Below are 22,538 nucleotides of genomic sequence, written 5' to 3'. Positions count from 1 at the left end.
ATGAGCTTCTCTGCCCTCGATTCGGGCCTGCTTGGGCCGCTCTTCGCGAGCGCGGCGATGCGCGAGGCCTTCTCGGACGCGGCGCGCCTCGCCGGGATGCTGCGGGCCGAGGCGGCGCTCGCCCGGGCCGAGGCAGAGGTCGGCCTCGCGCCGGCGGCCCTCGCCGACGCCATCGCGGCGATCGCGCCGGAGACGCTCGATATCGACGCGCTGGCGGCCGGCACCGCGCTGGCGGGGGTGCCGGTGATCCCGTTCGTCGCGGCCGTGCGCAGGCGCCTGCCGCCCGAGCTGGAGCCGGCCTTCCACAAGGGCGCCACCACCCAGGACATCGCCGACACCGCCCTCGTCCTGCAGATGCGGTCGGGGTTCGACCTGATCGCGGCCGAGAGCGAGGCCGTTGTCGCCGGGCTCGTGCGCCTCGCCACGGAGTACCGCGCCACCCCCTGCGTCGGCCGCACCTACGGCCAGCACGCCGCGCCGATCTGCTTCGGCTACAAGGCGGCGACCTGGGCGCTCGGCCTTGCGGAGGTCACCGACCAACTGCCGGGCCTCCGGGCGCGCGTGCTCACCGCCTCGCTCGGCGGTCCCGTCGGCACGCTCGGCGCTCTCGGCGGGCAGGCCGAGGCCGTGGCCACCGCCTATGCCCGGCATCTCGGCCTCGGCCCCGAGACGGTCGCCTGGCACACCCGCCGCGCCCGCATCGCCGAGGCCGGAGGCTGGCTCGCCCGCCTTCTCGGGGCGCTGGCGAAATGTGCGGGCGACATCGCCCATCTCGCCTCGACGGAGGTGGCGGAAGTGTCCGAGCCCTTCGTGCCCGGCCGGGGCGGCTCCTCGGCGATGCCGCACAAGCGCAACCCCGTCTCCGCCACCGTCATCCTGGCCGCCTTCGGGGCCGCCAAGGGCCATGCGGGCACGCTCCTCGACACGATGGCCGCTGCTCACGAGCGGCCGGCCGGCGCTTGGCATGCCGAGTGGCATGCCCTGCCCCAGCTCTTCGGTCTCGCCTCCGGGGCGTTGCGCGAGGCGCGGGCGGTGGCAGAGGGGCTCGTCGTCGATCCCGGACGGATGCGCCGCAACCTCGATCTCACGCGGGGCCTGCTCTTCGCCGATGCCGCGGCCGCGGCCTGCGCGCGCCGCTGCGGCGGCGCGGCGGCGCACGCCCTGGTGGAGCGCGCCTGCGCCGAGGTGCACGCTTCCGGCCGCGACCTGCACACCGTGCTCGCGGCGATGCCGGAGGCGCAGGGCATCGATCTCGGCGCCGCCTTCGACCTCACGCACCCCGTCGCCGCCGCAGCGGCGGCCACCGACCGTGCGCTCGCACAGATCGCGGCGCGCGCGGATTCGACTGCATCGCAATGATCCTGCCGAGACGGAGCCTCGACCCCGCATGCCCCTGATCCGCATCAACGATATCGACCTGACCTACGAGTTCTCTGGCCCGAGCGGCGCGCCGGTCCTCGTCCTTTCGAACTCGCTTGGCACGACGCTGGCGATGTGGGACGGCGTGGCCAGACGGCTGCACGGGCGCTACCGGATCCTGCGCTACGACACCCGCGGGCACGGCGGCTCCGCGACCCGCGACGCCGAAACCCGGATCGAAGATCTCGCCGCCGACCTGCTCGGTCTGCTCGACGCCCTGGGCATCGCACGGGCGCATCTCGCCGGCCTGTCGCTCGGTGGCATGACCGTCCAGGCAGCGGCGGCCGCCGCGCCCGAGCGGGTCCTGAGCCTCACCCTGATGGCGACCTCGGCCCACCTGCCGAGCCCCGAGAGCTGGGGCGAGCGGGCCGCCACCGTGCGGGCGCAGGGCACTGCGGCGATCGTCGAGGCGACACTCGGGCGCTGGTTCACCCCCGGCTTCTCGGCGCACGCGCCCGCCGCCATCGCGGCGATCCGCGAGGCCTTCGTGGCCTGCGATCCGGTCGGCTACGCCGTGTGCTGCGGGGCGATCGGCCGGATGGACCTCCGGCCGGTGCTCGGCCGCATCGGGGCGCCGACCCTCGTCATCGCCGGGCGCGACGACCCGGCGACGCCGCCCGCGATGGCCGAGGCGATCTGTGCGGGCATCCCGCAGGCGGAGCTGGTCCTGTTACCGCGCGCCGCTCATCTCCTCGCCGTCGAGCACCCGGAGGCGACGGCCGCCCATCTTGGCGGCTTCCTCGACCGGCAGCGCGGCGACCGTGCCGCCACCGGCGCCGTGCCCTTCGCGGAGGGGCTGGAGAATCGCAAGGCCGTGCTGGGCACGGCCCATGTCGAGCGCTCCCTGGCGGCGGCCGGGCGCTTTGCCGGACCCTGGCAGGACTTCATCACCCGCACGGCCTGGGGCGAGATCTGGGGCGATCCGCGCCTGCCCTGGAAGACGCGTTCCCTGGTGACCCTCGCCCTGATGGCGGCGCTGGGGCGTGAGGAGGAGTTCAAGCTCCATATCCGTCCGGCGCTCGCCAACGGACTCGACCTCGACGAGTTGCAGGCCCTGCTCCTGCAGACGGCGATCTATGCCGGAGTCCCGGCCGCCAACGGTGCCTTCCGCTGGGTGCGGGACACGCTGGGCGAGGCCGCCGATGCCGGCCCCTGAGGCCGGGGCAGGAACCTGCGCCGCCCGGCGCAGATGCGCGCCGCCGGGCGGGTCGCGGTCCGGCGCCGCTTGTGAGCGCGGGTGCAGGGCTCAGGCATCCTTGCTACCGATGCGGCGCAGGAGCGCGATCAGCTGGGCGCACTCCGCCGCATCGAGCTCGGCGAGCAGCGTCGCTTCGTGGGCGTGCAGCTGCCGCCGCACCTCCGCGAAGACCGCCTGTCCCTCGGGGGTCAGGTCGAGGACGAAGGCGCGGCGATCGGCCTCGTCGGCGCGGCGCGAGATCCAGCCCTTCTCGATCAGCTCGTTCACCAGCACGACCATGTTGGCGCGGTGGATGCCGAGCACGCGGCCGATCGCCCCTTGGTTGATGCCGGGATTGGCCTCGACGACCGACAGGATGCCGAACAGCACCTGCCGCATGCCGCTGCCTTCGATGACGCGGGCAAAGTCGTTCCGCACGGCCGTGCTGGCCCGCCGGAGATGGTAGCCCACAAGATCCTCGATCGCGCCGAGCCGCGGCTGGAGATCCGCCGGGGCAATAACCAGTTCTGTCGCTTTCGCCACGCGGAGCCTCCCGAACCGGCGTGGCTTAACGAGGCGGGCAGCAGGGTTCAAGCGGACGCCGACGCGCGCCGGGCCGGTTACCGGACGCGCAGGGGCGGGGCGCCTCGGGCAGAGGGGTCCGCCGGGCGATTCCGCTTGCGGTAGGCGGCCGGACTGATCCCCGCGCGCTGGGCGAAGAAGCGCGAGAAATAGGCCGGGTCGTTGAAGCCGAGATCGAACGCGATCTTCGAGATCGGCAGCGCGGTGTAGATCAGGGCGCGCTGAGCCTCGAGCATCTGGCGCTCGTGCAGCACCGACTGCGGCGGCTTACCCACGACCTGTGTGCAGGCCGCGTGAAGGCGGTCAGGGCTGACCCCGAGATCGGCCGCGAAGCGGGCGACCGGCCAGTTCTGCCGGAGATTGGCCTCAAGCAGTCGGCGGAAGCGTCGGTAGAGTCCGGCCCGCGCCGCCGCGGCGGGCTCGGTGAAGGCACGCAGGGCGTGCGTGCGTACGACGCCGACGAGCAGAAGCTTGACCAGCGCCGCCACAGCGCTGAACGAGCCCGGCTGCGCGCCGCCGACCTCGCGCCGCAGGCCCTCGAACAGCGAGACCACGTTCATGTCGATCTCGTCGGGCGCGCCTGGGGGGCCGCTGAACACCGCCGCGGCTGTCGCGTCGAGGCGCGCGGCCTCGTGGTCGTGGGTGATGACGGACCCCAGGAAGTCGTCGGAGAGGGAGAGAACGACCCCCTCTGTCTCCGGCCGGAACGAAAAGGCGTGCACCGTGCCGGCGGGGATCCAGAGCAGCCAGGGCGCCCGGAAGCGGTCGTTGCCTGCGTCGATTCGGACCTGGCCGCCGCCCTCCGTAACCATGAGAGCCTGGGTCAGGTGGTCGTGGCGGTGGGCGGCGATCTCCCAGTCGTGCAGGCGCGCGCTCGGCCCGATCCGCTCGGCGTGCACGAAATTCGGCGCGGCGGCCTCCGCCACCTCGCCGTAGAGGCGGAAGACGGGAATCGCGCGCGTGTGGTCCGGCTGCATCGCTGGTCCTGGCCTCCCCATGGCGCGGGCGTCTCGGCGCCCAAATTCGTCCAAGTCTTTCTTGGCGGCGTGCAGGAATCCGGAATTCCGGACCTGTAGGCTCCATTGCTAGAGTGAACTTGTTCTCGGCCGGGATCTACGCCCCGGGAGCCGGAACACAGAACACGAACCGGATACACTTCGGGAGGAGATCGCCCCGCCGGCCGGCACGCGCGAGCGGCCGGATCGCGTCCGGGGCGGCCCGTGCCGCGACGGCAGGGGCGCGACCGCCGCGGGACCCCGCGTCCCGCCCGGCCGCGGTCTGCCGCGCGGCCCCTCCGCCCGGCGACGCGATGGCAGCAAGGAGGGCCTGATGACTGCGCCGAAGCCGTTCCCGATGAACGCATGGTACGCCGCGGCCTGGGATTACGAGATCAAGCGCGCGCTGACCCCGCGCCGGATCTGCGACACCCCAGTGGTGCTCTACCGCCGCGGCGACGGCGGCGTCGCCGCGCTGGAGGACGCCTGCTGGCACCGCCTTCTGCCGCTGTCGCTCGGCCATCTCCGGGGAGACGAGGTGGTGTGCGGCTATCACGGTCTGGTCTTCAACCCGGCCGGGCGCTGCACCTTCATGCCCGCGCAGGAGACCATCAACCCCTCGGCCTGCGTCCGCGCCTTCCCTGTCGTCGAGAAGTACCGGCTGATCTGGGTCTGGATGGGCGACCCGGCGCTTGCCGACCCCGCGACGGTGCCGGATTTCCACTGGAACAGCGACGCGCCGTGGGTCGGCGAGGGCGGGACCTATTACGGCCTGAAATGCGATTACCGGCTGGTGGTCGACAACCTTATGGACCTCACGCACGAGACCTACGTCCATGCCGGCTCGATCGGCGACGAGGCCATCACCCGCAACCCCTTCGAAGTCACCCATGCCGGCCGCAAGGCCGTGGTGGAGCGCTGGATGGAAGGCATCGAGCCCCCGCCGTTCTGGGCTCGGATGCTCGGCCGCCCCGGCCCCGTGGACCGCTGGCAGATCATCCATTTCGAGGCGCCCGGCATCGTGGCGGGCGATGTCGGCGTGGCTCCGGCCGGGACCGGCGCGCGGACGGGCGACCGCTCGCAAGGCGTGAACGGCTTCTTCCTGGCAGCGATCACGCCCGAGACCGAGACGAGCTGCCACTATTTCTGGAACTTCGTCCGCAACTTCCGCACCGACGACCAGTCCCTCACCAAGACGCTCAACCTCGCCCATGTCAACGACGGCAACGGCGTCTACGATCAGGACTTCGCCGTGCTGGAGGCGCAGCAGCGGGCGATCGACCGCAACCCGCGCCAGCCCTTCTACAACCTGAACATCGATGCCGGCGCGCTCTGGGCCCGCCGCCTGATCGACACGATGCTGGCGGCCGAGCAGGGCGGCCCGGCCGGGGACCCGCCGCGCCTCGCGGCCGAGTAGGGCTGGCCTTCCGCGGCGCGCAGACGCCGCCGGAGGAGGAGAGGGAGTGGGACATGCACGCGAGACCCGAATGGCAGGGCGCCCGGCTCAGGGAGATCCGCGATCTGACGCCGGACATCCGCCTATTCACGATCGAACCCGAGCGCTTCGAGCGCCCGTCGCCGGGCAGCAACATCGCGATCGGCGTCCGGATCGGGGAACGGCCCGACACGCGGCGCTACTCTCTCGTCGGACTCGCGGCGGACGGGCTCTACCGGATCGCCGTCAAACGCCTGCCCGACAGCCGCGGCGGCTCCGCCTACCTCCACGGCCTGGCGCCCGGCGCGCGGCTGACGATCTCCGCGCCGGCAAACCACTTCCCGCTCAACCGGGGACGCCCGGACTACCTCCTGGTCGCGGGCGGGATCGGCATCACGCCGATCTACGGCATGGCGGTGGCGCTCGCCGAGGCGGGCGCGCCCGTCCGCGTTCTCTACACGGCGCGCGCCGCAGCGGACCTCGCCTTCGCCGACAGCCTGCGCGAGCGCCTCGGCGCGCGGCTCCGGATCTTCCTCGACGAGCGGGGCGAGCGGATCGACCTCGCAGCCGAGACCGCCCGCCTCGCTTCAGGGGGCGAACTCTACATCTGCGGCCCGATCGGCCTGCGCGAGGCCCGCCCAGCGCGCCTGGGCGGCGAGCGGCCGGCCCATCGACGGCCTGCGCTTCGAGACCTTCGGCAGCAGCGGTCGCTATCCCGCGGAGCCGTTCCGGGTCCGCATCCCGCGCCTTAGCCGGGAGATTCTCGTGCCGCACAACCAGAGCCTGCTGGACGCCCTGGAGGCGGCCGGGATCGCGGTGATCTCCGATTGCCGCCGCGGCGAGTGCGGCCTCTGCGCCGTGAAGGTCCTCGACCTCGCGGGCCGGCTCGACCACCGCGACGTCTTCCTCAGCGACGCCCAGAAGGACACGAACGCGCAGATCTGCACCTGCGTCTCGCGGGTGGCAGGCGGCAACCTCAGTATCGACGTCGCCGACCGGAGCTGACTGCGCCGATCGACTGCGAACCGGCACCCCGCGCCCGGAATTACAATCTAGAAGCGCTGTCGCGAAAAGGCGGCGAAGACGTCGGGATGGGATGGACTACGGACGACTTCGCTCTTGTCTGCCGTCGCCATTATGTTATGTCACATAACAAGAGTTGAGAATCATCGGGAGGAAACCATGCTGGACACCAGCACGGAGCCGGGCGCCGCGCCCGCGGATACGTCGTACCTGGAGCGGCGTAACCCGCTGACCGGCGCGGTCGCGACCCGGATGCCCGCCCACGACGTGGACGCCGCCCGTGCGGTCGCCGACGCGGCCGAGGCCGCCCTGCCGGCCTGGTCCGAGCTCGGGCCGACGGCCCGACGCACCGTGCTGCTGCGGGCGGCTGAGTGCCTGACGGCGCGAGCCGACGCCTTCGTGGCGGCGATGACGGCGGAGATCGGGGCGACCGAGGCCTGGGCCCGGTTCAACCTCCAGCTCGCCGTCGGCATGACCCGGGAGGCGGCGGCGCTGACCACGCAGATCGGCGGCGAGGTGATCCCCTCCGACAAGCCGGGCTGCCTCGCCATGAGCGTGCGGGAGCCCGCTGGCGTCGTCCTCGGCATCGCGCCCTGGAATGCCCCGATCATCCTGGGCGTGCGCGCCGTGGCGGTGCCGCTCGCCTGCGGCAACACGGCAATCCTGAAGGCCTCCGAACAGTGCCCGCGCACGCATGCGCTGATCGTCGAAGCCTTCCGGGAGGCCGGTCTGCCGGACGGCGCGCTCGGTTTCGTGGCGAACCGGCCTGAGGCGGCCGGCGCCGTCGTCGGCGCGCTGATCGACCACCCGGCCGTGCGCCGCATCAACTTCACCGGCTCCACGTCGGTCGGGCGGGTCATCGCCCGGCGGGCGGCCGAGCACCTGAAGCCGGTGCTGCTGGAACTCGGGGGCAAGGCCCCGCTCCTCGTGCTGGAGGATGCCGACCTCGACGAGGCCGTGAAGGCCGCGGCCTTCGGCGCCTTCATGAACCAGGGCCAGATCTGCATGTCGACCGAGCGCATCATCGTGCTCGACGCAGTGGCCGACGAATTCGCCGAGCGCTTCCGCGCCAAGGCCGCCGCGCTCAGCGTCGGCGATCCCCGGGAGGGCAGGGCGCCCCTCGGCGCGGTCGTCGACCTGAAGACGGTCGATCACGTGCGGGGCCTCGTGGAGGATGCGGTGGCGGACGGCGCGACGCTGCTGACCGGCGGGGCGGCCGACGGCGTGCTGATGCCCGCCCATGTCGTCGACCGGGTGACGCCCGCCATGCGGCTGTTCCGCGAGGAGACCTTCGGCCCGGTGGTGGCGCTCGTGCGGGCCCGTGATGAGGCAGAGGCGATCGCTCTCGCCAACGACACCGAATACGGCCTCTCGGCCTCGATCTTCACCCGCGACACTGCGCGGGGCCTGCGCGTAGCGCGGCGGATCAAGTCAGGCATCTGCCACGTCAACGGGCCGACCGTGCACGACGAGGCCCAGATGCCCTTCGGCGGCGTCAAGGCCTCCGGCTACGGCCGCTTCGGCGGTCGGGCCGGCATCGACGCCTTCACGGAGCTGCGCTGGATCACGGTCGAGACCCAGCCCGGCCATTTTCCGATCTGACGGAGGCGCGCGATGAACCGTCTCACGACACGCTGCGCGGCCGAACGGCTCGCGCTCGCGGCTGGCGCCGCCGCGGCGCAGGAGGCCGGCGCCGCCGCGCCGGGGCCGCACGACGGGATACGCCGGACCCTGTTCGTCGCGCACGGCCTCCGCAGGCCCGACCACGTCGCGGTTGATTCCTCCGCGTCGCGGTGAGGACCGGTCCCGGCCCGCGGCACCCGTCTCAAGTCTTCTCCGAACTCCCGTCGCGAATCTCATTTCGGATCTTGTCCCGCATCCACTCGCGGACTTCATTGGAACAACAGTCATGGCCAACGATCACGACACCGTCGCCTACGAGGTCCAGGACCGCGTCGCCTGGGTCCGCTTCAACCGGCCCGAAAAGCGCAACTGCATGTCGCCCGCCCTCAACCGGCGTATGATGGAGGTTCTGGATACGCTGGAATTCCGCGAGGACGTCGGCGTCCTGGTGCTCACCGGCGAGGGCACGGCCTGGTCGGCCGGCATGGACCTGAAGGAGTATTTCCGCGAAACCGAGGCGCAGGGGCTGGCCGGTACCCGCAAGGCGCAGCGCGAGAGCTACGGCTGGTGGCGGCGTCTGCGCTGGTATCAAAAGCCCACCATCGCGATGGTCAACGGCTGGTGCTTCGGCGGCGGCTACGGGCCGCTCTACGCCTGCGACCTCGCTTTTGCGGCCGAGGAGGCGCAGTTCGGCCTCAGCGAGATCAACTGGGGCATCCTGCCGGGCGGCGGCGCCACGAAGGTGGCGGTGGCGCTGACTTCGTTCCGCAACGCCATGTACCACGCGATGATGGGCGAGACCGTCGACGGCCGCACGGCCGCCGCCTGGGGCTTCGTGAACGAGGCGGTGCCGGCTGATCAACTCCGGGCGCGCGTCGCGGCGGTGGCAGCCGTGCTCCTGAAGAAGAACCCGGTCGCCCTGAAGGCCACGAAGGACGCAGTGCGGCGGGTCGCCGACATGACCTACGATGACGCCGAGGATTATCTGATCCGGGCTCAGGAAGCGGCGAACAGCTTCGACAATGAGGGTCGGAAAGAGGGCATCCGGCAGTTCATCGACGAGAAGAGCTACAAGCCGGGCCTCGGCGCCTACGACCTGTCCAAGCATAAGACCTGACGAGAGCGCCCCGGCGGACACCTGGGCGGCGGAGGCCGCCCGGCCCGTCGGCAGCCGCTGCCGCAATCCCCGACCCATCCCGATGAGCCCGCGCGCATCGCCTGCGCCGCGAGGGAGAGCCGAGTCATGCCCAACCTTGCCCGCCTGCTCCGGCCCCGATCGGTCGCGATCGTCGGCGCGTCCGACAAGCCGGGCGCGCTCGGCTCCTCGGTCCTCGCGAACCTGACGCGGGCCGGATATGCCGGCCCGATCCACCTGATCAATCCCCGGCGCGCCGAGATCGCCGGCCGCGCCTGCCTGCCCTCGGTCGAGGCGCTGCCCGAGGGCATCGACGTCGCGGTGCTGGCCATCCCCCGCGCGGCGGTGCTGGAGACCGTGCGCGCCCTGGCGGAGCGCCGGGTCGGGGCAGCGATCATCTTTTCGGCCGGCTTCGCCGAGGGCGGGGAGTCCGGGCTCGCCGAGCAGCGCGCGATCGCCCAGATCGCGCGGGACGCCGACATGGTCGTCGAGGGGCCGAACTGCCTCGGCCTCATCAATTTCGTGGACGGCGTGCCGCTCACCTTCGTGGAACTGCCCGTGACGCCCCTGGCCGGCCGGCCCGGCATCGGGATCGTGTCGCAGTCCGGCGCGATGGCGGCGGTACTCGGCGTCACGCTGCTGGCTCGGGATCTCGGCCTGTCCTACTCGATCTCGACCGGCAACGAGGCCGCGAGCGGCGTCGAGGACTACGTCGACCACCTCGTCGACGACCCCGATACCCGGGTGATCGCGATGATCGTCGAGCAGTTCCGCCGACCCGCCCGCTTCCTGGCCGCGGCCGAGCGGGCGCGCGCCGCCGGCAAGCCGGTCGTGTTGCTCCATCCCGGGCGCGGCGAGGCGGCACGCCGCTCGGCCGCGACCCATACGGGGGCGCTCGCGGGCGATTACGCGGTGATGCGCCTCAAGGTCGAGCGGGCGGGCGTCAGCGTCGTCGGCACCCTGGAGGAACTCGGCGACGTCGCCGAACTGCTGCTGCGCTGCCCGCCCTTCGGCGCGGGTGGCACCGCGGTGCTCACCGAATCCGGCGCCTACAAGGCGCTGACCCTCGACCTTGCGGAGGATGTCGGCCTCGCCCTGCCGCCGCTCGGCGACGCCGACAGCCCGGCACTGCGGGCGGCGTTGCCAGACTTCGTGCCGGTGAGCAACCCGGTCGACCTCACCGCTCAGGCCCTGGTCGATCCCGACCTCTACCGGCGTGCGCTAGCCGCGCTCTTGGACGACGCGCGAGTCGCCGCCGTGGTGCTCGGCATCATCCAGACCGACACGGCGACCTGCGCCCTCAAATTCCCGCCGATCATCGCGGCCCTGCGCGCCCTGAAGCCGGGAAAGCCCGTCGTCTTCGGCGGCCTCGACGAGGGCGCGGCTGTGGCGGGGGAGCATATCGCGGCCCTGCGCGCCCTCGGGGTCCCCTATTTCGCCACCTGCGAGCGGGTGATCCGCGCGCTAGCCGTGGCGGCGCGGCGCGGTGGGACGCCCGCGGAGGCCGTGCCGGTGCCGCCCCTGCCACCGCGCTTCGCCGACGACGTCCGGGGCGTCGCACCGGAATACCGGGCCAAGGCCCTGCTGGCACCCCTGGGCATCCCGTTCCCGGAGAGCCGCATGGCGACGACCCTGGCGGAGGCACACGAAGCGGCCGGACAGCTCGGCTATCCGGTCGTCCTCAAGGCGCAGTCGGCGGAGCTGTCCCACAAGAGCGATGCCGGCGGGGTCATCGTCGGCCTCGCCGACCCGGGCGACCTGGCCCGGGGCTGGGCGCAGCTCGCCGCCAACATCGCGCATCACCGGCCCGGCCTGGTGCTCGACGGTGTCCTCGTCGAACGGATGGGCGCGCGCGGCGTCGAACTGATCGTCGGCGGCCGCAGCGATCCGGATTGGGGGCCGGTGGTGCTGGTCGGGTTCGGCGGCGTCCAGGCGGAGGTGCTCAAGGACGTGTGCCTGCTGCCGCCGGACCTGGACGAGGCCGCCATCGCCGACCAGATCCGCACCCTGCGCAGCGCCGCCCTGCTCGACGGGTTCCGCGGCGCTCCGGCCCTCGACGTCGCGGCGGTCGCCCGCGTGGCCGCGGCCGTGGGCCGAGCGCTCCTCAGCGAGACGCGCATCCGGGAGATCGATCTCAACCCCGTCGTGGTGAGGCCCGTCGGCGAAGGCGCCGTCGCCCTCGATGCGCTCATGATCTTCGCGCCGCCCTGAGGGCGCCCGTCCTCGCCGCGACCGAACACCAGGAACCGATTGTCGGCGAGGCCAGGGGCCGTGAGCCGCGGCCCGGTTCCGGACCGGACGACAGATTTCGGAGAAGAGCCCGAACAAGGGCCGCTCATCAGACCTTTGAAGAGGGAGAGGAACGCATGGCTGACGCATTGATACTGGGGCGCAGCACCCCGAGGGCAGGAGCGGTGACGGTCGGCCTCTGCTGCCTCGTGACCTTGATCGAAGGGTTCGATCTCCAGGCGGCCGGCGTCGTCGCCCCACGGCTCGTTTCCATCTTCAACCTCACCCCTGGCCAGCTCGGCCTGTTCTTCTCGGCAAGCACGATGGGGATGCTGATCGGCGCCGCCTTCGGTGGCCGCTTCTCCGACCGGTTCGGCCGGAAGAAGACCCTCATCGTCTCGGTCGCCCTGTTCGGCCTCATGTCGATCCTCACGGGGCTGGCGCACAGCTTCGAGGTGCTGCTCCTCGCCCGTCTTCTCACGGGTGTCGGGCTCGGGTCCGCCCTGCCGAACCTGATCGCCCTCGTCACCGAGAGCACCGCGCCGGGGCGGCGCGCGAGCGCCGTGGCCCTGCTCTATGCAGGCCTTCCGGCCGGGGGCGCGCTGGCAAGTCTGTTCACGCTTGTCGGAGCGGAATCCCACCACTGGTCGACGATCTTCATCACCGGGGGTGTCGCGCCGCTTCTGGTCGTGCCGCTGATCTGGGCTTGGCTGCCGCACAGCAGCACGGCCAGCGCACAGCGGGGTGGGGGCAGCGTGAGGAGCGTCCCGACGGCCCTGTTCGGCGAAGGACGGGCAGCAACGACTCTGATCCTGTGGCTTGCCTTCGTGCTCGGACTGCTGGTCCTCTATCTCCTGCTCAACTGGCTTCCATCGCTCGTCATCGCCCGTGGCATGAGCCGGGCCGACGCCTCCTGGGTGCAGTTCGTGTTCAATCTCGGCTCCGCCCTGGGCAGCACTGCGACCGGTCTCCTGATGGATCGCTGGGGAAAAGTGACGACCGCGGCCCTCGTGTTCAGCGCGAGCGTCGCCGCCCTGATCCTGATTGCCTTGGTTCCCTCTGACCTGTCGGCGCTGGTCTTCGCGGGCTTCTTCCTCGGGGTCGCGCTGGCCGGAACGCAGGCCGTGCTCTACGCCTTGGCGCCGAGCTGTTATCCGACCGATGTCCTCGGCACGGGAGTCGGGGCTGCCGTCTCGATGGGACGTTTCGGCTCCGTCCTCGGGCCGATGCTGGCCGGAACGCTCGTCGGCGCCGGCCGGAGCGACGTCGAGGTGCTCGTCGCGCTCATTCCGATCCTGATGGTCTCGGGCGGCGCGGCCACGATCCTGAGCCTCCGTATCCGGTCAGCGTAAATCGCGTCACTTGTCGGGACCCGTCGGGACGCCGGTTTTCCAACCGTTTCAACCCGCTCCATGCGCGGAAATGCAACCACAGCGTGCTTCCGTGACGCAAGAGCACGCAGCCGCACAGCGTGGCACGCTCGAATATCAAGAATAGACCACGGCCGTTGATGCCAACCACAAGCAAATGGGGAGAGGGATGAAAGTTAAAATATCGATTTCATGCCTGTCGTACTACCGGCGGGAAAATTCGCGAAGCACACGCGGCAGAACAGCACGCGCCGCCGCTCTTCTGGCCACCACCTTGATACTTGCCGGCGCTGCGCCGGGCGCGGTGCAGGCGGAAGACCTGATCCAGGGGCCGTCGGGCGCTCCCCTGGGGCCCGAACCGCCGAAACCGTCCTCGCCCTTCTTCCGGTTCAGCGATACGCAGGTGACCTACACATACCTGAACGATCTCCGGCAGCCGGGCGTCACCGGCGGCCGGGCCGGACGCTCCATCGAAGGCCGCAGCGCGCCGGGCAACATGCTGAGCCTCACCCATGTCAATGGCTGGGAGTACGGCACCAATTTCGTCAACCTCGACCTGCGGCGCTACGGTTCGCAGATCCCGGCCGGCAGGCCGCCCTATCCCGGACCGGCCACGACCTTCGATTACGGCCAGACCACCCTGTTCCTGACCTATCGCGGCACCTTGAGCGGCAACGCCATGGCGGGAACGCCGCTCTTCGTCCTGCCCGGCATCATCAAGGACGTGTCGCTGGCCTACGGCGTCGATCACCAGAGCGACAACACGCGGCTGTCGCTGCTGCGGACCCGGGCGATGGGCGGCCTCAGCGTCTCGTTCGATGTCCCGGTCGGCTTCTTCAACCTCGCGGTGTTCGCCCAGAAGGACTGGTTCCGCTTTGCCGATCTGCTGCCGCCCCTTCGCCAGACCGGGACGGACATCGTGCCCCGCGTCGAAGCGACCTATCTGGTGCCCCTGACGTTCACGGGCCTGCCGCTGTCGCTGACGGGCTTCGCCTCCTACAACCCGCCCCGCGGCGACGACCCGAAGGGCGGACGGCTGAAGGCCGAGGTTCTGATGCGCAGCAACCTCGTCCTCGACCTCGGCGACCTCCTCTACCAAAAGCCCAACCGCATGAAGGCCTTCATCGGCGTCCTGCATCAGAAGAACCTGCTCGGCGCCAATTCCCGCGTCGTGCCCGGCGCGCAGTTCACCTCGTTCCTCGCTGGCCTGAGCTTCTCCGTGTTCTGAACGGGCCATCCATCCATTAGAGCATCGTCCCGAAAGGTGGCTGCCGGCTTTCGGAAGAAAGATGATGCGAAAACAAGAGCCTAAAGCATCGTCCTGGATCAGGTATCCAGAACGATGCTTTAGACTTCTCCGACGCTCTCCCACCTCCTATCCGAGGCGGCATGAGCGGACGCCGCCCCTATGGATACTCCGGATCGGGGTCGAGGCCGTTCCTGCCTCGTCTCTGGCGGGTCCGGTTACGCGATGAGAGGGATTTGCGGACTGCATCTCTGGCACTTCCGATCACATCGGCATCGTCTCCGCTGCGTGCGAGGACGCACCGTCGTTCCCCGCATTCGGTCCTCCTGGCTGGAACAGGCGGTCCGCTGACGGCCCAGGCTGTGTGAAAAGCGCGCTTAATGATCAGGCTGACCTTACATCGCGGAAGGTCGCCTTGAGGTTTTGCAGGACATGCGTGTCGTCGGCGGCGACCTCGTAGAAGCTGCTGTCGATGGCGCGCACGATCAACACGGGCACCGTAGTGCTCGCATCCGCGTAAGCTTGAAACTCGCCGCAGATGACCTGCTGGGTTCCGTTCGCGAGGTCTCGCAGCCGATCTCCTTTGATCCGCCTGCCGGAGGTCGCAAGCTGATCGAGACGTCCGGCCTGTCCGCCCGTCGCATCGAAATCTGCATCGTATGCGGCGACACCGCTCACCATCCATGAGCATTCGATGGCCTGCGTTCCGCAGCGCTGCCAGGATATCACGCAGGTCGAAATCAAAAATGCCGTCTCATCTCGTATATACGAACGATTTTCCTGAGAACTCTTCTTGTTAAAGTTTCGTGTAAAATAGGATATTCTTTCTTCCAAGGCGGGAAATGAAATATGGCACGCTTTGTCAAAGCCGCAGACCGCAATCACGCTACGTTGATTTCTGCCTGTCTGGACGATTGGGTTGCCCGAAATAACCCGACCCGCGTCGTCGATGAGCTCGATCTCACGGCCCTCGGCTTTGCCGGCCTGACGCCCGCCGCCACCGGTCGACCCGGCTATCACCCTGCGACGTTGTGCAGGGCGGTGACAGAACGATCCACTGGAGCGTCGGCGGAGTGCTGATGCGGGCGGGGTAAAAGCCGGCCAGTGGAGAGGCTTCTCTTTCGAGAGGGGCCGAGGATGTTCGTCGTGCAAGTCTACGCGGCCGTTCGGCAGTTCGTATTGAGCCGGGAGACGATCACCAAGATGGGTCGGTTCTCGCTACCGCCGGGCTACACACGCTCGAAGCCGGTCGAGAAGCCGAAGCTCGGGCCCCTGCTGCCGGTGATCGCGGCGATCCTGGATGCGGACCGGATCGCACCGGTCAAGCAACGGCATACGGCCAAGCGGACCTTCGAGCGCCTGCGCGACGAGCATGGCTATGCTGGCGGCTACACGGTGGTGAAGGATCACGTGCGTATCTGCCGGGCACAGGGGCAGGAGACCTTCGTGCCGCTGGCCCACCCGCCCGGTCACGCCCAGGTCGACTTCGGCGAGGCGGTGGCCACGATCGGCGGCGGCAGCCCTCCAGGGCTGGGATTGACCTGACCGGTATTTTGGACCGAGCCGAGTGAGAGGCTACTGCATGGCCGCTGCCATGGGTAGCCGGAAGGCCAGATCGGGGAAGCTGACAGGCGCGGGCGGCCGGTAGCCCAACGACGAATGCGGCCGGACACGGTTGTAGGTGTTCTGCCATAGGGCGATTACGGCCTGGGCTTCCTTGAGCGAGTAGAAGATCTCTTGGCGCAGGCACTCGTCGCGCAGCTTGCCGTTGAAGCTCTCACAGTACCCGTTCTCCCACGGCGAGCCCGGGGCGATGTACTGGATTTGTGAGCCTGCTTTGGCGACCCACTTGCGCAGTGCCTTCGAGATCATCTCAGGGCCATTATCGCAGCGGATGTGCTCTGGGATGCCATGCAGGCACATGGCGTCGGCCAGCGCCTCGATCACACCGAGGCTGTTGATGCGCCGCGCCACCTTCAGCGCGAGGCAGGCCCGACTGTGCTCATCGATCAGCGTCAGGATGCGCAGGCTTCGCCCGTCATGGGTTTGCGCCTGAACGAAGTCGAAGCTCCAAACGTGATTGCGGCGAAGCGGCCGTAGTTGTGTTTCGGCGTGCAACTTTGGCTCTGACGCACTTTGGCTGATGATCGAGGGCCTGGCGGTGGCCTACCGGCCGGGCCGGAAGGCTTGGGAGGAGCGGGCGGATCACTGGTGCCGCTCGGATCGGCGCTGAGGAGCCGGGCGACCGAATTCCGAGGGACGACGAGGCGCCGGGGGGATTCCTCGGACTCTCTGCCGTGCTAGCGTGGCCGGACCGTGCCGATCCGCCCCGAACACCGCCACTTCTACCCGATCGACTGGCCGCAGCTCTCGGCGGTGATCCGCTTCGGCCGTGCCGGCGGGTTCTGCGAGCGCTGCGGACGCCCGCATGGGCGGGTCATCGTCTGCGTCGATGACGGGAGCTGGTACGATGCCGACGGCGGCGTCTGGCGCTCGGGCCGGGGGCGCATTCTGCGGCGCATGCCAGACCTGGCGAGTGCCCGGCTGACCCGGCCGATCCTGGCCGCCTGCCACCGCGAGCACGACACCAGCCGCAACGGCCCCGCCGATCTCGCCGCCTGGTGCCAGCGCTGCCACCTGGAGCACGACCGGCCGGAGCACATCCGGCGGCGACGCCTGACCTTCCTGCGCCGCCGGGCGCTGGGGGACCTGTTCCTCGGGCTGTATCCGGTGCTCTGATGACAGTCGAATCCGACAGGTCACGCCTAGCCGCGCTGATCGATGGGAAGGACCGTGCGCTGCTCGCCGCGTTCCTGCGCGACGAGGGGACCGACTTTGCCCTCAAGCGGCTTCCTATTACCCACATCCTGGTGATGCTCGGGCGAACGTGGCACCGAGCATGATGTCGGCGAGCCGGGCGAAGCCGCGCCACATGACGAGATTGCCGGGCGGCGGGTCCCGTGAGCGGGCGAGGTAGCCGCCGAGGCGCGCGACCTTCACCACGTAGGCCGAGAGAGTTCGCCCGCCGGCCGCCCGATCGGGGACGAGGCGATCGAGCAGCGCGATCTCGGCAGCGGTGACGGCCAAGCGCGGGTCCGCACCCGGCGCCGCGCGGCCCACCATGGTCGTCCAGAACACCCGCCACGCCAGGATGCAGAACACCGCGATCAGCTTGACGAGGCGCTCGGCCGTGCGCAGCCGTGCATCTTCGGCGCGGCAGCCGGTCTTCAGGATGTGGTGGAACACCTCGATCTTCCACCGCCGGGCATACCAGCGCAGTTTCTCGACGGCTTGGTCGGGATCGTCGACGGGCAGGTCGGTGATCAGCCGCCAGTCGATCGCGGGGCGGTCCTTCGGCGTCCCCGGCTCGCGGGCGTGGAGGACGGTGAGCGACAGCGCGGGATAGCATTGCTGCTTGCCGATCGGCGGCGGCACTGTGATGCGGCGGTAGCGCAGTTCGACCGCGGCCGTGCCGAGCCGCCCCGCCCGGTCGCGGACCTCGACGCGATGCAGGCCCTGGACGGCGACCTCGCTCATCGCGTCGGTGATCGTGTGCCGACCGTCGCCGGCCAGCCGGTCGACGCAGCTGCGCACTATGAAGTGCGTGCCGAGGCCGTGGGCCAAGCAGAACAGCTCGTAGATGTCGCTCTCGCGGTCGCCGACGTGGACGCAGCGGCTCGGCGCGCCGAACAGCGACGTCGATTGCCGCAGGTTCTCCAGCCAGCGGAAGCTCTCCTTCTGTTCGATCGGTACGCGGGTCGGGTTGATCTTGCGTTTGAGCGCGTTCGTGCCCTTGAACTTGTCGCGCGACCGGAACTTCACCGCTGCCAGCCCGAGTGGCAGACCGTCGGCGGTCACGGCGAGCGAGGCGTGCATGAGCAGGCCGCAGAGCGTGTGCATGCGGAACTGGCCCGCTTTGTCCCGACCGCTGTTGACGCGGCGGGTGATCCCGACCGTCTCACGGCTCTCGCGCTGGAAGGTGAACTCGGTCGTGTCCTGCAAGACCAGCACGGGGCCATCGCTGGCCCGGACGCGCTCACCCGTCGCTGCGAAGTGTCCCGACAGGATCTGGGCCTCGCTGACACGCCGGTTGGCGAAGAACCGGTACGCCGCCTTGGTGTTGGCCCAGTCCTGGCAGGCGAACGGCAAGCTGGCGCCGAGGCTGCGGTCCATCTGCGCGACGAGGCGGTGCAGCCGCTGTCGCAGGCGGGCATCGTTGAAGGTGCACGCAGCGAGTTCATCCTCCCACCAGCACCGTGCGACGGCGTTCATGGCGCACCTCGTCCTCCTGGATCAGGTGCGCATCAGCGAATCATGCATGAGCAGGCCGCGCAACGTCCCCGACGTCGGCCCAGATCTGGGTAATAGGAAGTCGGTGACGGCTGCCTTGTGCGGATAGGGCTCGGGTCTGGATACAGGTGATGGCGCGGGATGGCGCTGTATCGGCCCTGTGTCTGGACCTATGACGAGCACGCCTCACATCGTCGTCGCGGGAACGCGACGGACCTGGTCGCCCGAGCGGAAGCGCGCGATCCTCGCCGAGGCGGACGATCCGGCGACGACGGCTTCCGAGGTGGCACGTCGGCACGGGCTTCATGCGAGCCTGCTGTTCCGCTGGCGCCGTGCCCTGCGGGCCGGAGCGCCTGCACCGATGGCGGGCTCCCGCCCGCGCTTCATCCCGCTTGGGCTGCCGGCTCCCCCCTCCAGCGTCCGGGACGAGCCGCTCCATCCCGGCGGCATCGAGATCGAGCTGGCCGGCGATCATCGGGGGCGCGCCGAGGCGGGCGCTGAGGTCGCCCTCCTGCAGGGCGTGATTGCGGCGCTCCTGGGACGATGATCCCGGTCCCCTCCGGTTCCCGGGTCTGGCTGGCGACCGGCCGCACCGACATGCGCAAGGGCTTCGACGGCCTGGCCAGCCTCGTGCAGGATCACCTCGCGTGGTTTCCGTTCTCGGGACAGGCCTTCGTCTTCCGCGGGCGCAGGGGCACTTGATCAAGGGGCTTTGGCGGGACGGCCAGGGCCTGTGGGCCCCACATCCTTGGAACCTCTGCAGAGGAGGTTGATTCCATCACCGGACCGGTCGTGAGCGCGCAGGCGCTGCTCGCGGTGGTCGGCTGGAGGGCCCTCCGGAATGGCCGACACGATCCCCTCGCGAGCCCCGTCCTGGTCCGACCTGCCTTCGGACCGGAGAGCGAGACTGATCGTGCTGATCGGCCGGCTGGCGGCGCGGTGCCTGGGCATCCTCGTCGAGGAGACCACGCATGATCCGGGTCGCCCGCTCCCCTCCTTCTTGCATCGAGCCCGCTACAGGGCGCAGGGATCACGCGCTTCCGGCCGCGTCAGGCGATTTTGGCCTCGTGTGGGCGACCGTGGCGCAGACCGAAGCGGGGAGCGTCCTGGGAATTGGCACAGGCGCGCGATTGCCAGGAGACGGTTCCCCCCGTCGCCTGCAGTTCCAGATGCGTGAGGCAGGCGCACCGCAGCAGGGAGGTGAAGTTGCGCGCTTCACCGTGGCGATCGAGTACCTCGTCGTACAGGACCGTGAGGAAGCGCGGGAGCGAGACGTCCTGGGACGCCGCGAGGTCCTCCAGCACGCGCCAGAACATCGTCTCCAGCCGGATCGAGGTCGAATGCCCGCCCAGGCGGACCGAGCGCGTTTCTCCGTCGTACTGGGTCGAGGGCAGATTTGAGAACAGTCCACACATCGCGTTCGTCCCGGATCCGATGACGCAGAGTAGGAGAGGTCCGGGCGCCGGATCAATTGCGGTTCCGGCGACGGGCGCCGGGAAGCGGGAGAATCACGGCCTGTATGTCATGCGGAATCCAGCTTAGTGCCTCGATATACGGGTTTAGCTTCTCTCGGACCCCGCGCCGCGATGAGGCGGAAGGACCGGCGAAGGCCGGCCTGCTCCGCGACTTCGCAGCGATGTGGATAAATCCCGGCGCAGGGCGGGTTAATCGGTCGAAGGAAAGTCCCGACCGTGAGACTGGAGACGCGAAATCTGTCTCACGTCTCACAGGGGCGGTTTGAAGGTCCTCGCTCAATCGGAAGGCCCGCCTGCGCCGGGGCGGCGAGGCAGGCTCCGCGGGGCGGGGATCGATGCGCCCGGTCAGGCCGCCGAGACGCCCGCCGCCAGGAGATCCGTGGCCAGTATGGCGTCGGCGATAGCGTCGTCGGTGAAGTGCGGCGATAGGTTCTGCAGGGTGTCGTTCGGGCTGTTGGCGAGTTCGCCCACCTTAACGAGATCGCGGCGCGAGACGCCCTCGATATGCAGTTCCCGCAGCGACACCGGCATCCGGATCGCGCGGAAGAGGCGCACGAAGCGCTCGAAATCCGCGATCGGCTGCTGGTCGAGCACGAGCTGGACGAGAATGCCGTAGGCGACCTTCTCGCCGTGGGTGAGGTGATGGATGTCGCCCTCGAGCGCCGTGAAGCCGTTGTGGATCGCGTGGGCGGCCGCCAGCCCGCCGTTCTCGAAGCCGAGGCCGGACAGGAGCGTGGCCGCCTCCACCACGGCCTCTACCGCCGGAGTTACGAGGCCCTTCTCGACAGCCCGGTAGGCGCTCAAGCCGTGGGCGAAGAGCGTGTCCTCGCAGACCTGCGCGATGGCGCCGCCGGCGATGGTCTGTGCGCCCCCCGCCATCGTGCGCGCGCGGCTGCGCCACGTGGCCTTGGCCTCGACGTTCGTGGCCAGCCCGTCGGCGATGCCCGACGCGAACAGCCGCACCGGCGCCCTGGCGCAGACGGCCGTGTCCACGAGGACGAGATCCGGGTTCTTGGAATAGAACCGGTAGGTCTCGAACACGCCGTCCGGCGAATAGATCACCGACAGCGCGCTGCAGGGTGCGTCCGTCGAGGCGATGGTGGGGACGATGGCCACGGGCAGGCCGAGGTCGTCGGCAGTGGCCTTGGCGGTATCCATCGCCTTGCCGCCGCCCATGCCGACGATCACCTCGGCGCCCGCCTCGCGCGCCAAGCCCGCCATGCGGCGGATCTCGGCGTTCGAAGCCTCACCCCCGAACGCCTCGCGGCGGAAGGTGAGCTTGTCCTGCATCGCCGCCTCGGCGTCGCGCCCGACGATGCCCCAGGCGGTGTCGTCGGCCAGGATGAAGGCGTTCCGGCCGAGGGCCGACAGATGCTCGCCGAGATGGGCGATCATGCCGGCGCCCTGGACGTAGCGCGAGGGCGACGCGAAGACCCATTTTGCCATTGTTCTCTCCCTTGCTGGTCTTGCTGGTTCGTCGAGGTCCGGGGACGGTGGCGTTCCGTGGTGCCGGACGACACTGGTCTTTCACCGCACGCATGCGACGCGGCAGGCGAGGAGCCCGATGGCCCGGTGGCTCAGCAGACCGGCGAGGCTCTCGCCTGCCATCTACGATTTTGGGGATTCAGTCCAGAGAAATATTGCGGGTTACCGATGGTTTTCAGCAAAGCTCTCAATTTTATACTGTGGTAACATCATACTACCCGAGCCGTTATTGATTCTATATTCTCCATCCGGCTGCGCTTGCGCTGGACGAGACGCTCGCGCGCACCGTGCTCGTGCCGGACGACAGCGTTCTGGTCCAGCCGAGCCGCGCTTCGCCCCGGCAGCCCTGCCGCGACAGTCGCGAGCCCGTCCCGCTCCCGAATGCGTGGACACAATACGACATATGGGGGCGGCCTCGTTTTCCGGGGTCTCGGCTTACCTTGCAAAATACCGGGATTCAGCTCCGGAGCGCAGCAAGCTACGATGCAGTATCATGCTACTACCGCGTCGTTCTGGAGAAGTTCTAGTGTGTCATGATGGTTGGCGGTGGCAGGTTCGGGTCGCCGCGGTGAGGAAAGCCCATGAACGACGTTCCCAAGCTCATCCATTCGATGATCCGTGTCCGCGACGAGGCGGCATCCGTGGCTTTCTATAAAACGGCTTTCTCCCTCGACATTGCCGATCGGCTGGACTTCGAGAGCTTCACGCTGATCTACATGTCGAACGCTCAATCCGGCTTCGAGCTGGAACTGACGGTCAACAAGGGCCAGGACGGGGCCTACGATCTCGGGAGCGGCTACGGGCATCTCGCCGTCTCGGTCGCCGATCTCGAGGCGGCGCACCGGCGCATGGGCGAGGCCGGCCTCGGGCCGAAGGACATCAAGTCCCTGCGCCATCCGAGCGGCGGAACCGCACGGTTCTTCTTCATCGAGGATCCGGACGGCTACAAGATCGAGGTCCTCGAACGCGGATGGCGCTTCGCCTAGAGCATCATCCCGAAGGGTCGCTGCCGACTTTCGGGAAAAAGATGATGCAGAAACAGTAAGCGAGCGCC

At 69.5% G+C, this 22,538-nt stretch carries 21 protein-coding genes and 3 pseudogenes; 17 read left to right on the top strand and 7 right to left on the bottom strand.

Features of this window, described 5'->3' with window-relative positions; translation table 11 throughout:
* Together M2437_RS00240 and pcaDC are read left to right on the top strand one after the other, a co-directional pair.
* The gene (locus M2437_RS00240; protein ID WP_253374221.1) at nucleotides 1-1,359 is read left to right on the top strand and encodes a lyase family protein; all 1,359 of its coding nucleotides are present in this window, start codon (nucleotides 1-3) and stop codon (nucleotides 1,357-1,359) included.
* Between the two features lie 28 nt (nucleotides 1,360-1,387).
* Nucleotides 1,388-2,575, top strand: a complete 1,188-nt coding sequence (gene pcaDC, locus M2437_RS00235; protein WP_253374220.1) for a bifunctional 3-oxoadipate enol-lactonase/4-carboxymuconolactone decarboxylase PcaDC — start codon at nucleotides 1,388-1,390, stop codon at nucleotides 2,573-2,575.
* A 90-nt stretch (nucleotides 2,576-2,665) separates the two neighbouring features.
* On the opposite strand, the gene M2437_RS00230 is transcribed toward pcaDC, so the two are convergent.
* Nucleotides 2,666-3,139 (bottom strand): MarR family winged helix-turn-helix transcriptional regulator, encoded by a 474-nt coding sequence (locus M2437_RS00230; RefSeq protein ID WP_201026749.1) that lies wholly within the window; start codon nucleotides 3,137-3,139, stop codon nucleotides 2,666-2,668.
* Nucleotides 3,140-3,216: 77 nt separating this feature from the next.
* Nucleotides 3,217-4,155 (bottom strand): helix-turn-helix domain-containing protein, encoded by a 939-nt coding sequence (locus tag M2437_RS00225; protein ID WP_253374219.1) that lies wholly within the window; start codon nucleotides 4,153-4,155, stop codon nucleotides 3,217-3,219.
* A gap of 352 nt (nucleotides 4,156-4,507) precedes the next feature.
* On the opposite strand from M2437_RS00225, the gene M2437_RS00220 reads away from it, so the two are divergent.
* The 9 genes from M2437_RS00220 to M2437_RS00180 all read left to right on the top strand — a co-directional run bounded on the left by M2437_RS00220 (nucleotide 4,508) and on the right by M2437_RS00180 (nucleotide 14,216).
* Nucleotides 4,508-5,590 carry an aromatic ring-hydroxylating dioxygenase subunit alpha gene (locus M2437_RS00220; protein ID WP_253374218.1) on the top strand — a complete coding sequence of 361 codons (1,083 nt, stop codon included), beginning with the start codon at nucleotides 4,508-4,510 and terminating at the stop codon, nucleotides 5,588-5,590.
* A gap of 53 nt (nucleotides 5,591-5,643) precedes the next feature.
* Nucleotides 5,644-6,360: a ferredoxin reductase gene (locus tag M2437_RS00215; RefSeq protein WP_499006288.1), complete on the top strand. Its 717-nt coding sequence runs from the start codon at nucleotides 5,644-5,646 to the stop codon at nucleotides 6,358-6,360.
* Nucleotides 6,361-6,373: 13 nt separating this feature from the next.
* Nucleotides 6,374-6,613 (top strand): 2Fe-2S iron-sulfur cluster-binding protein, encoded by a 240-nt coding sequence (locus tag M2437_RS00210; RefSeq protein WP_499006286.1) that lies wholly within the window; start codon nucleotides 6,374-6,376, stop codon nucleotides 6,611-6,613.
* Between the two features lie 177 nt (nucleotides 6,614-6,790).
* On the top strand, nucleotides 6,791-8,233 hold the full coding sequence (locus tag M2437_RS00205; RefSeq protein WP_253374216.1) for an aldehyde dehydrogenase: 1,443 nt from the start codon (nucleotides 6,791-6,793) through the stop codon (nucleotides 8,231-8,233).
* A 12-nt stretch (nucleotides 8,234-8,245) separates the two neighbouring features.
* Nucleotides 8,246-8,428, top strand: a complete 183-nt coding sequence (locus M2437_RS00200) for a hypothetical protein (protein ID WP_253374215.1) — start codon at nucleotides 8,246-8,248, stop codon at nucleotides 8,426-8,428.
* Between the two features lie 112 nt (nucleotides 8,429-8,540).
* Complete coding sequence (locus M2437_RS00195; RefSeq protein ID WP_060771147.1) at nucleotides 8,541-9,371, top strand: p-hydroxycinnamoyl CoA hydratase/lyase; 831 nt, start codon at nucleotides 8,541-8,543, stop codon at nucleotides 9,369-9,371.
* Between the two features lie 126 nt (nucleotides 9,372-9,497).
* The gene (locus M2437_RS00190) at nucleotides 9,498-11,600 is read left to right on the top strand and encodes an acetate--CoA ligase family protein (RefSeq protein ID WP_253374214.1); all 2,103 of its coding nucleotides are present in this window, start codon (nucleotides 9,498-9,500) and stop codon (nucleotides 11,598-11,600) included.
* Nucleotides 11,601-11,755: 155 nt separating this feature from the next.
* Nucleotides 11,756-12,970, top strand: coding sequence for a 3-(3-hydroxy-phenyl)propionate transporter MhpT (gene mhpT, locus M2437_RS00185; RefSeq protein WP_253374213.1), 1,215 nt, complete (start codon nucleotides 11,756-11,758; stop codon nucleotides 12,968-12,970).
* A gap of 292 nt (nucleotides 12,971-13,262) precedes the next feature.
* A complete protein-coding gene (locus M2437_RS00180) occupies nucleotides 13,263-14,216 on the top strand; it encodes a hypothetical protein (RefSeq protein ID WP_277570166.1) in 954 nt (317 codons plus the stop codon).
* A gap of 402 nt (nucleotides 14,217-14,618) precedes the next feature.
* Here the strand turns inward: M2437_RS00180 and M2437_RS00175 are convergent, their stop codons facing one another.
* Nucleotides 14,619-14,978, bottom strand: coding sequence for a hypothetical protein (locus M2437_RS00175; RefSeq protein WP_499006279.1), 360 nt, complete (start codon nucleotides 14,976-14,978; stop codon nucleotides 14,619-14,621).
* A 105-nt stretch (nucleotides 14,979-15,083) separates the two neighbouring features.
* On the opposite strand from M2437_RS00175, the pseudogene M2437_RS00170 reads away from it, so the two are divergent.
* Together M2437_RS00170 and M2437_RS00165 are read left to right on the top strand one after the other, a co-directional pair.
* Nucleotides 15,084-15,272, top strand: a pseudogene (locus M2437_RS00170) (IS5/IS1182 family transposase); the annotation flags it as partial.
* Nucleotides 15,273-15,371: 99 nt separating this feature from the next.
* Nucleotides 15,372-15,749 (top strand): annotated as a pseudogene (locus M2437_RS00165) (IS21 family transposase); the annotation flags it as partial.
* A gap of 60 nt (nucleotides 15,750-15,809) precedes the next feature.
* Here the strand turns inward: M2437_RS00165 and M2437_RS00160 are convergent.
* Nucleotides 15,810-16,337: pseudogene (locus tag M2437_RS00160) on the bottom strand (integrase core domain-containing protein); the annotation flags it as partial.
* Nucleotides 16,338-16,550: 213 nt separating this feature from the next.
* Here M2437_RS00160 and M2437_RS00155 point away from each other — a divergent pair.
* Nucleotides 16,551-16,973, top strand: a complete 423-nt coding sequence (locus tag M2437_RS00155; RefSeq protein WP_209688079.1) for a hypothetical protein — start codon at nucleotides 16,551-16,553, stop codon at nucleotides 16,971-16,973.
* Nucleotides 16,974-17,090: 117 nt separating this feature from the next.
* Here the strand turns inward: M2437_RS00155 and M2437_RS00150 are convergent, their stop codons facing one another.
* Entirely contained in the window at nucleotides 17,091-18,506 is a 1,416-nt protein-coding gene (locus tag M2437_RS00150; protein ID WP_253386687.1) for an IS4 family transposase, read from the bottom strand.
* Nucleotides 18,507-18,696: 190 nt separating this feature from the next.
* Here M2437_RS00150 and tnpA point away from each other — a divergent pair, with 190 nt between their 5' ends.
* Complete coding sequence (gene tnpA, locus M2437_RS00145) at nucleotides 18,697-19,071, top strand: IS66-like element accessory protein TnpA (RefSeq protein WP_253386688.1); 375 nt, start codon at nucleotides 18,697-18,699, stop codon at nucleotides 19,069-19,071.
* Entirely contained in the window at nucleotides 19,068-19,226 is a 159-nt protein-coding gene (tnpB, locus tag M2437_RS00140; RefSeq protein WP_209688076.1) for an IS66 family insertion sequence element accessory protein TnpB, read from the top strand. Before tnpA ends, tnpB begins: the two co-directional genes overlap by 4 nt.
* A gap of 347 nt (nucleotides 19,227-19,573) precedes the next feature.
* Here tnpB and M2437_RS00135 read toward each other — a convergent pair whose 3' ends face one another.
* Nucleotides 19,574-19,939 (bottom strand): ribbon-helix-helix domain-containing protein, encoded by a 366-nt coding sequence (locus M2437_RS00135; protein ID WP_209688075.1) that lies wholly within the window; start codon nucleotides 19,937-19,939, stop codon nucleotides 19,574-19,576.
* Between the two features lie 405 nt (nucleotides 19,940-20,344).
* A complete protein-coding gene (locus tag M2437_RS00130; RefSeq protein ID WP_209688074.1) occupies nucleotides 20,345-21,445 on the bottom strand; it encodes a glycerol dehydrogenase in 1,101 nt (366 codons plus the stop codon).
* 620 nt (nucleotides 21,446-22,065) lie between these two features.
* Here M2437_RS00130 and M2437_RS00125 point away from each other — a divergent pair.
* Nucleotides 22,066-22,470: a VOC family protein gene (locus tag M2437_RS00125; protein ID WP_060768969.1), complete on the top strand. Its 405-nt coding sequence runs from the start codon at nucleotides 22,066-22,068 to the stop codon at nucleotides 22,468-22,470.
* Nucleotides 22,471-22,538: the final 68 nt, after the last annotated feature.

The sequence above is a fragment of the Methylorubrum pseudosasae genome (genome assembly GCF_029504475.1).
Taxonomy (GTDB): domain Bacteria; phylum Pseudomonadota; class Alphaproteobacteria; order Rhizobiales; family Beijerinckiaceae; genus Methylobacterium; species Methylobacterium extorquens.
Note: the sequence above shows the minus strand (reverse complement) of the source record. Positions and strands in the feature narration are given on the sequence as shown.

Bases quoted from the DNA above. Each gene is read 5' to 3' on its own strand.
- M2437_RS00225 (WP_253374219.1), bottom strand. From the start codon at position 4,155: ATGCAGCCGGACCACACGCGCGCGATTCCCGTCTTCCGCCTCTACGGC.
- pcaDC (WP_253374220.1), top strand. From the start codon at position 1,388: ATGCCCCTGATCCGCATCAACGATATCGACCTGACCTACGAGTTCTCT.
- M2437_RS00200 (WP_253374215.1), top strand. From the start codon at position 8,246: ATGAACCGTCTCACGACACGCTGCGCGGCCGAACGGCTCGCGCTCGCG.
- M2437_RS00150 (WP_253386687.1), bottom strand. From the start codon at position 18,506: ATGAACGCCGTCGCACGGTGCTGGTGGGAGGATGAACTCGCTGCGTGC.
- M2437_RS00215 (WP_499006288.1), top strand. From the start codon at position 5,644: ATGCACGCGAGACCCGAATGGCAGGGCGCCCGGCTCAGGGAGATCCGC.
- M2437_RS00130 (WP_209688074.1), bottom strand. From the start codon at position 21,445: ATGGCAAAATGGGTCTTCGCGTCGCCCTCGCGCTACGTCCAGGGCGCC.
- M2437_RS00135 (WP_209688075.1), bottom strand. From the start codon at position 19,939: ATGTGTGGACTGTTCTCAAATCTGCCCTCGACCCAGTACGACGGAGAA.
- tnpB (WP_209688076.1), top strand. From the start codon at position 19,068: ATGATCCCGGTCCCCTCCGGTTCCCGGGTCTGGCTGGCGACCGGCCGC.
- tnpA (WP_253386688.1), top strand. From the start codon at position 18,697: ATGACGAGCACGCCTCACATCGTCGTCGCGGGAACGCGACGGACCTGG.
- M2437_RS00220 (WP_253374218.1), top strand. From the start codon at position 4,508: ATGACTGCGCCGAAGCCGTTCCCGATGAACGCATGGTACGCCGCGGCC.
- M2437_RS00190 (WP_253374214.1), top strand. From the start codon at position 9,498: ATGCCCAACCTTGCCCGCCTGCTCCGGCCCCGATCGGTCGCGATCGTC.
- M2437_RS00240 (WP_253374221.1), top strand. From the start codon at position 1: ATGAGCTTCTCTGCCCTCGATTCGGGCCTGCTTGGGCCGCTCTTCGCG.
- M2437_RS00195 (WP_060771147.1), top strand. From the start codon at position 8,541: ATGGCCAACGATCACGACACCGTCGCCTACGAGGTCCAGGACCGCGTC.
- M2437_RS00205 (WP_253374216.1), top strand. From the start codon at position 6,791: ATGCTGGACACCAGCACGGAGCCGGGCGCCGCGCCCGCGGATACGTCG.
- mhpT (WP_253374213.1), top strand. From the start codon at position 11,756: ATGGCTGACGCATTGATACTGGGGCGCAGCACCCCGAGGGCAGGAGCG.
- M2437_RS00125 (WP_060768969.1), top strand. From the start codon at position 22,066: ATGAACGACGTTCCCAAGCTCATCCATTCGATGATCCGTGTCCGCGAC.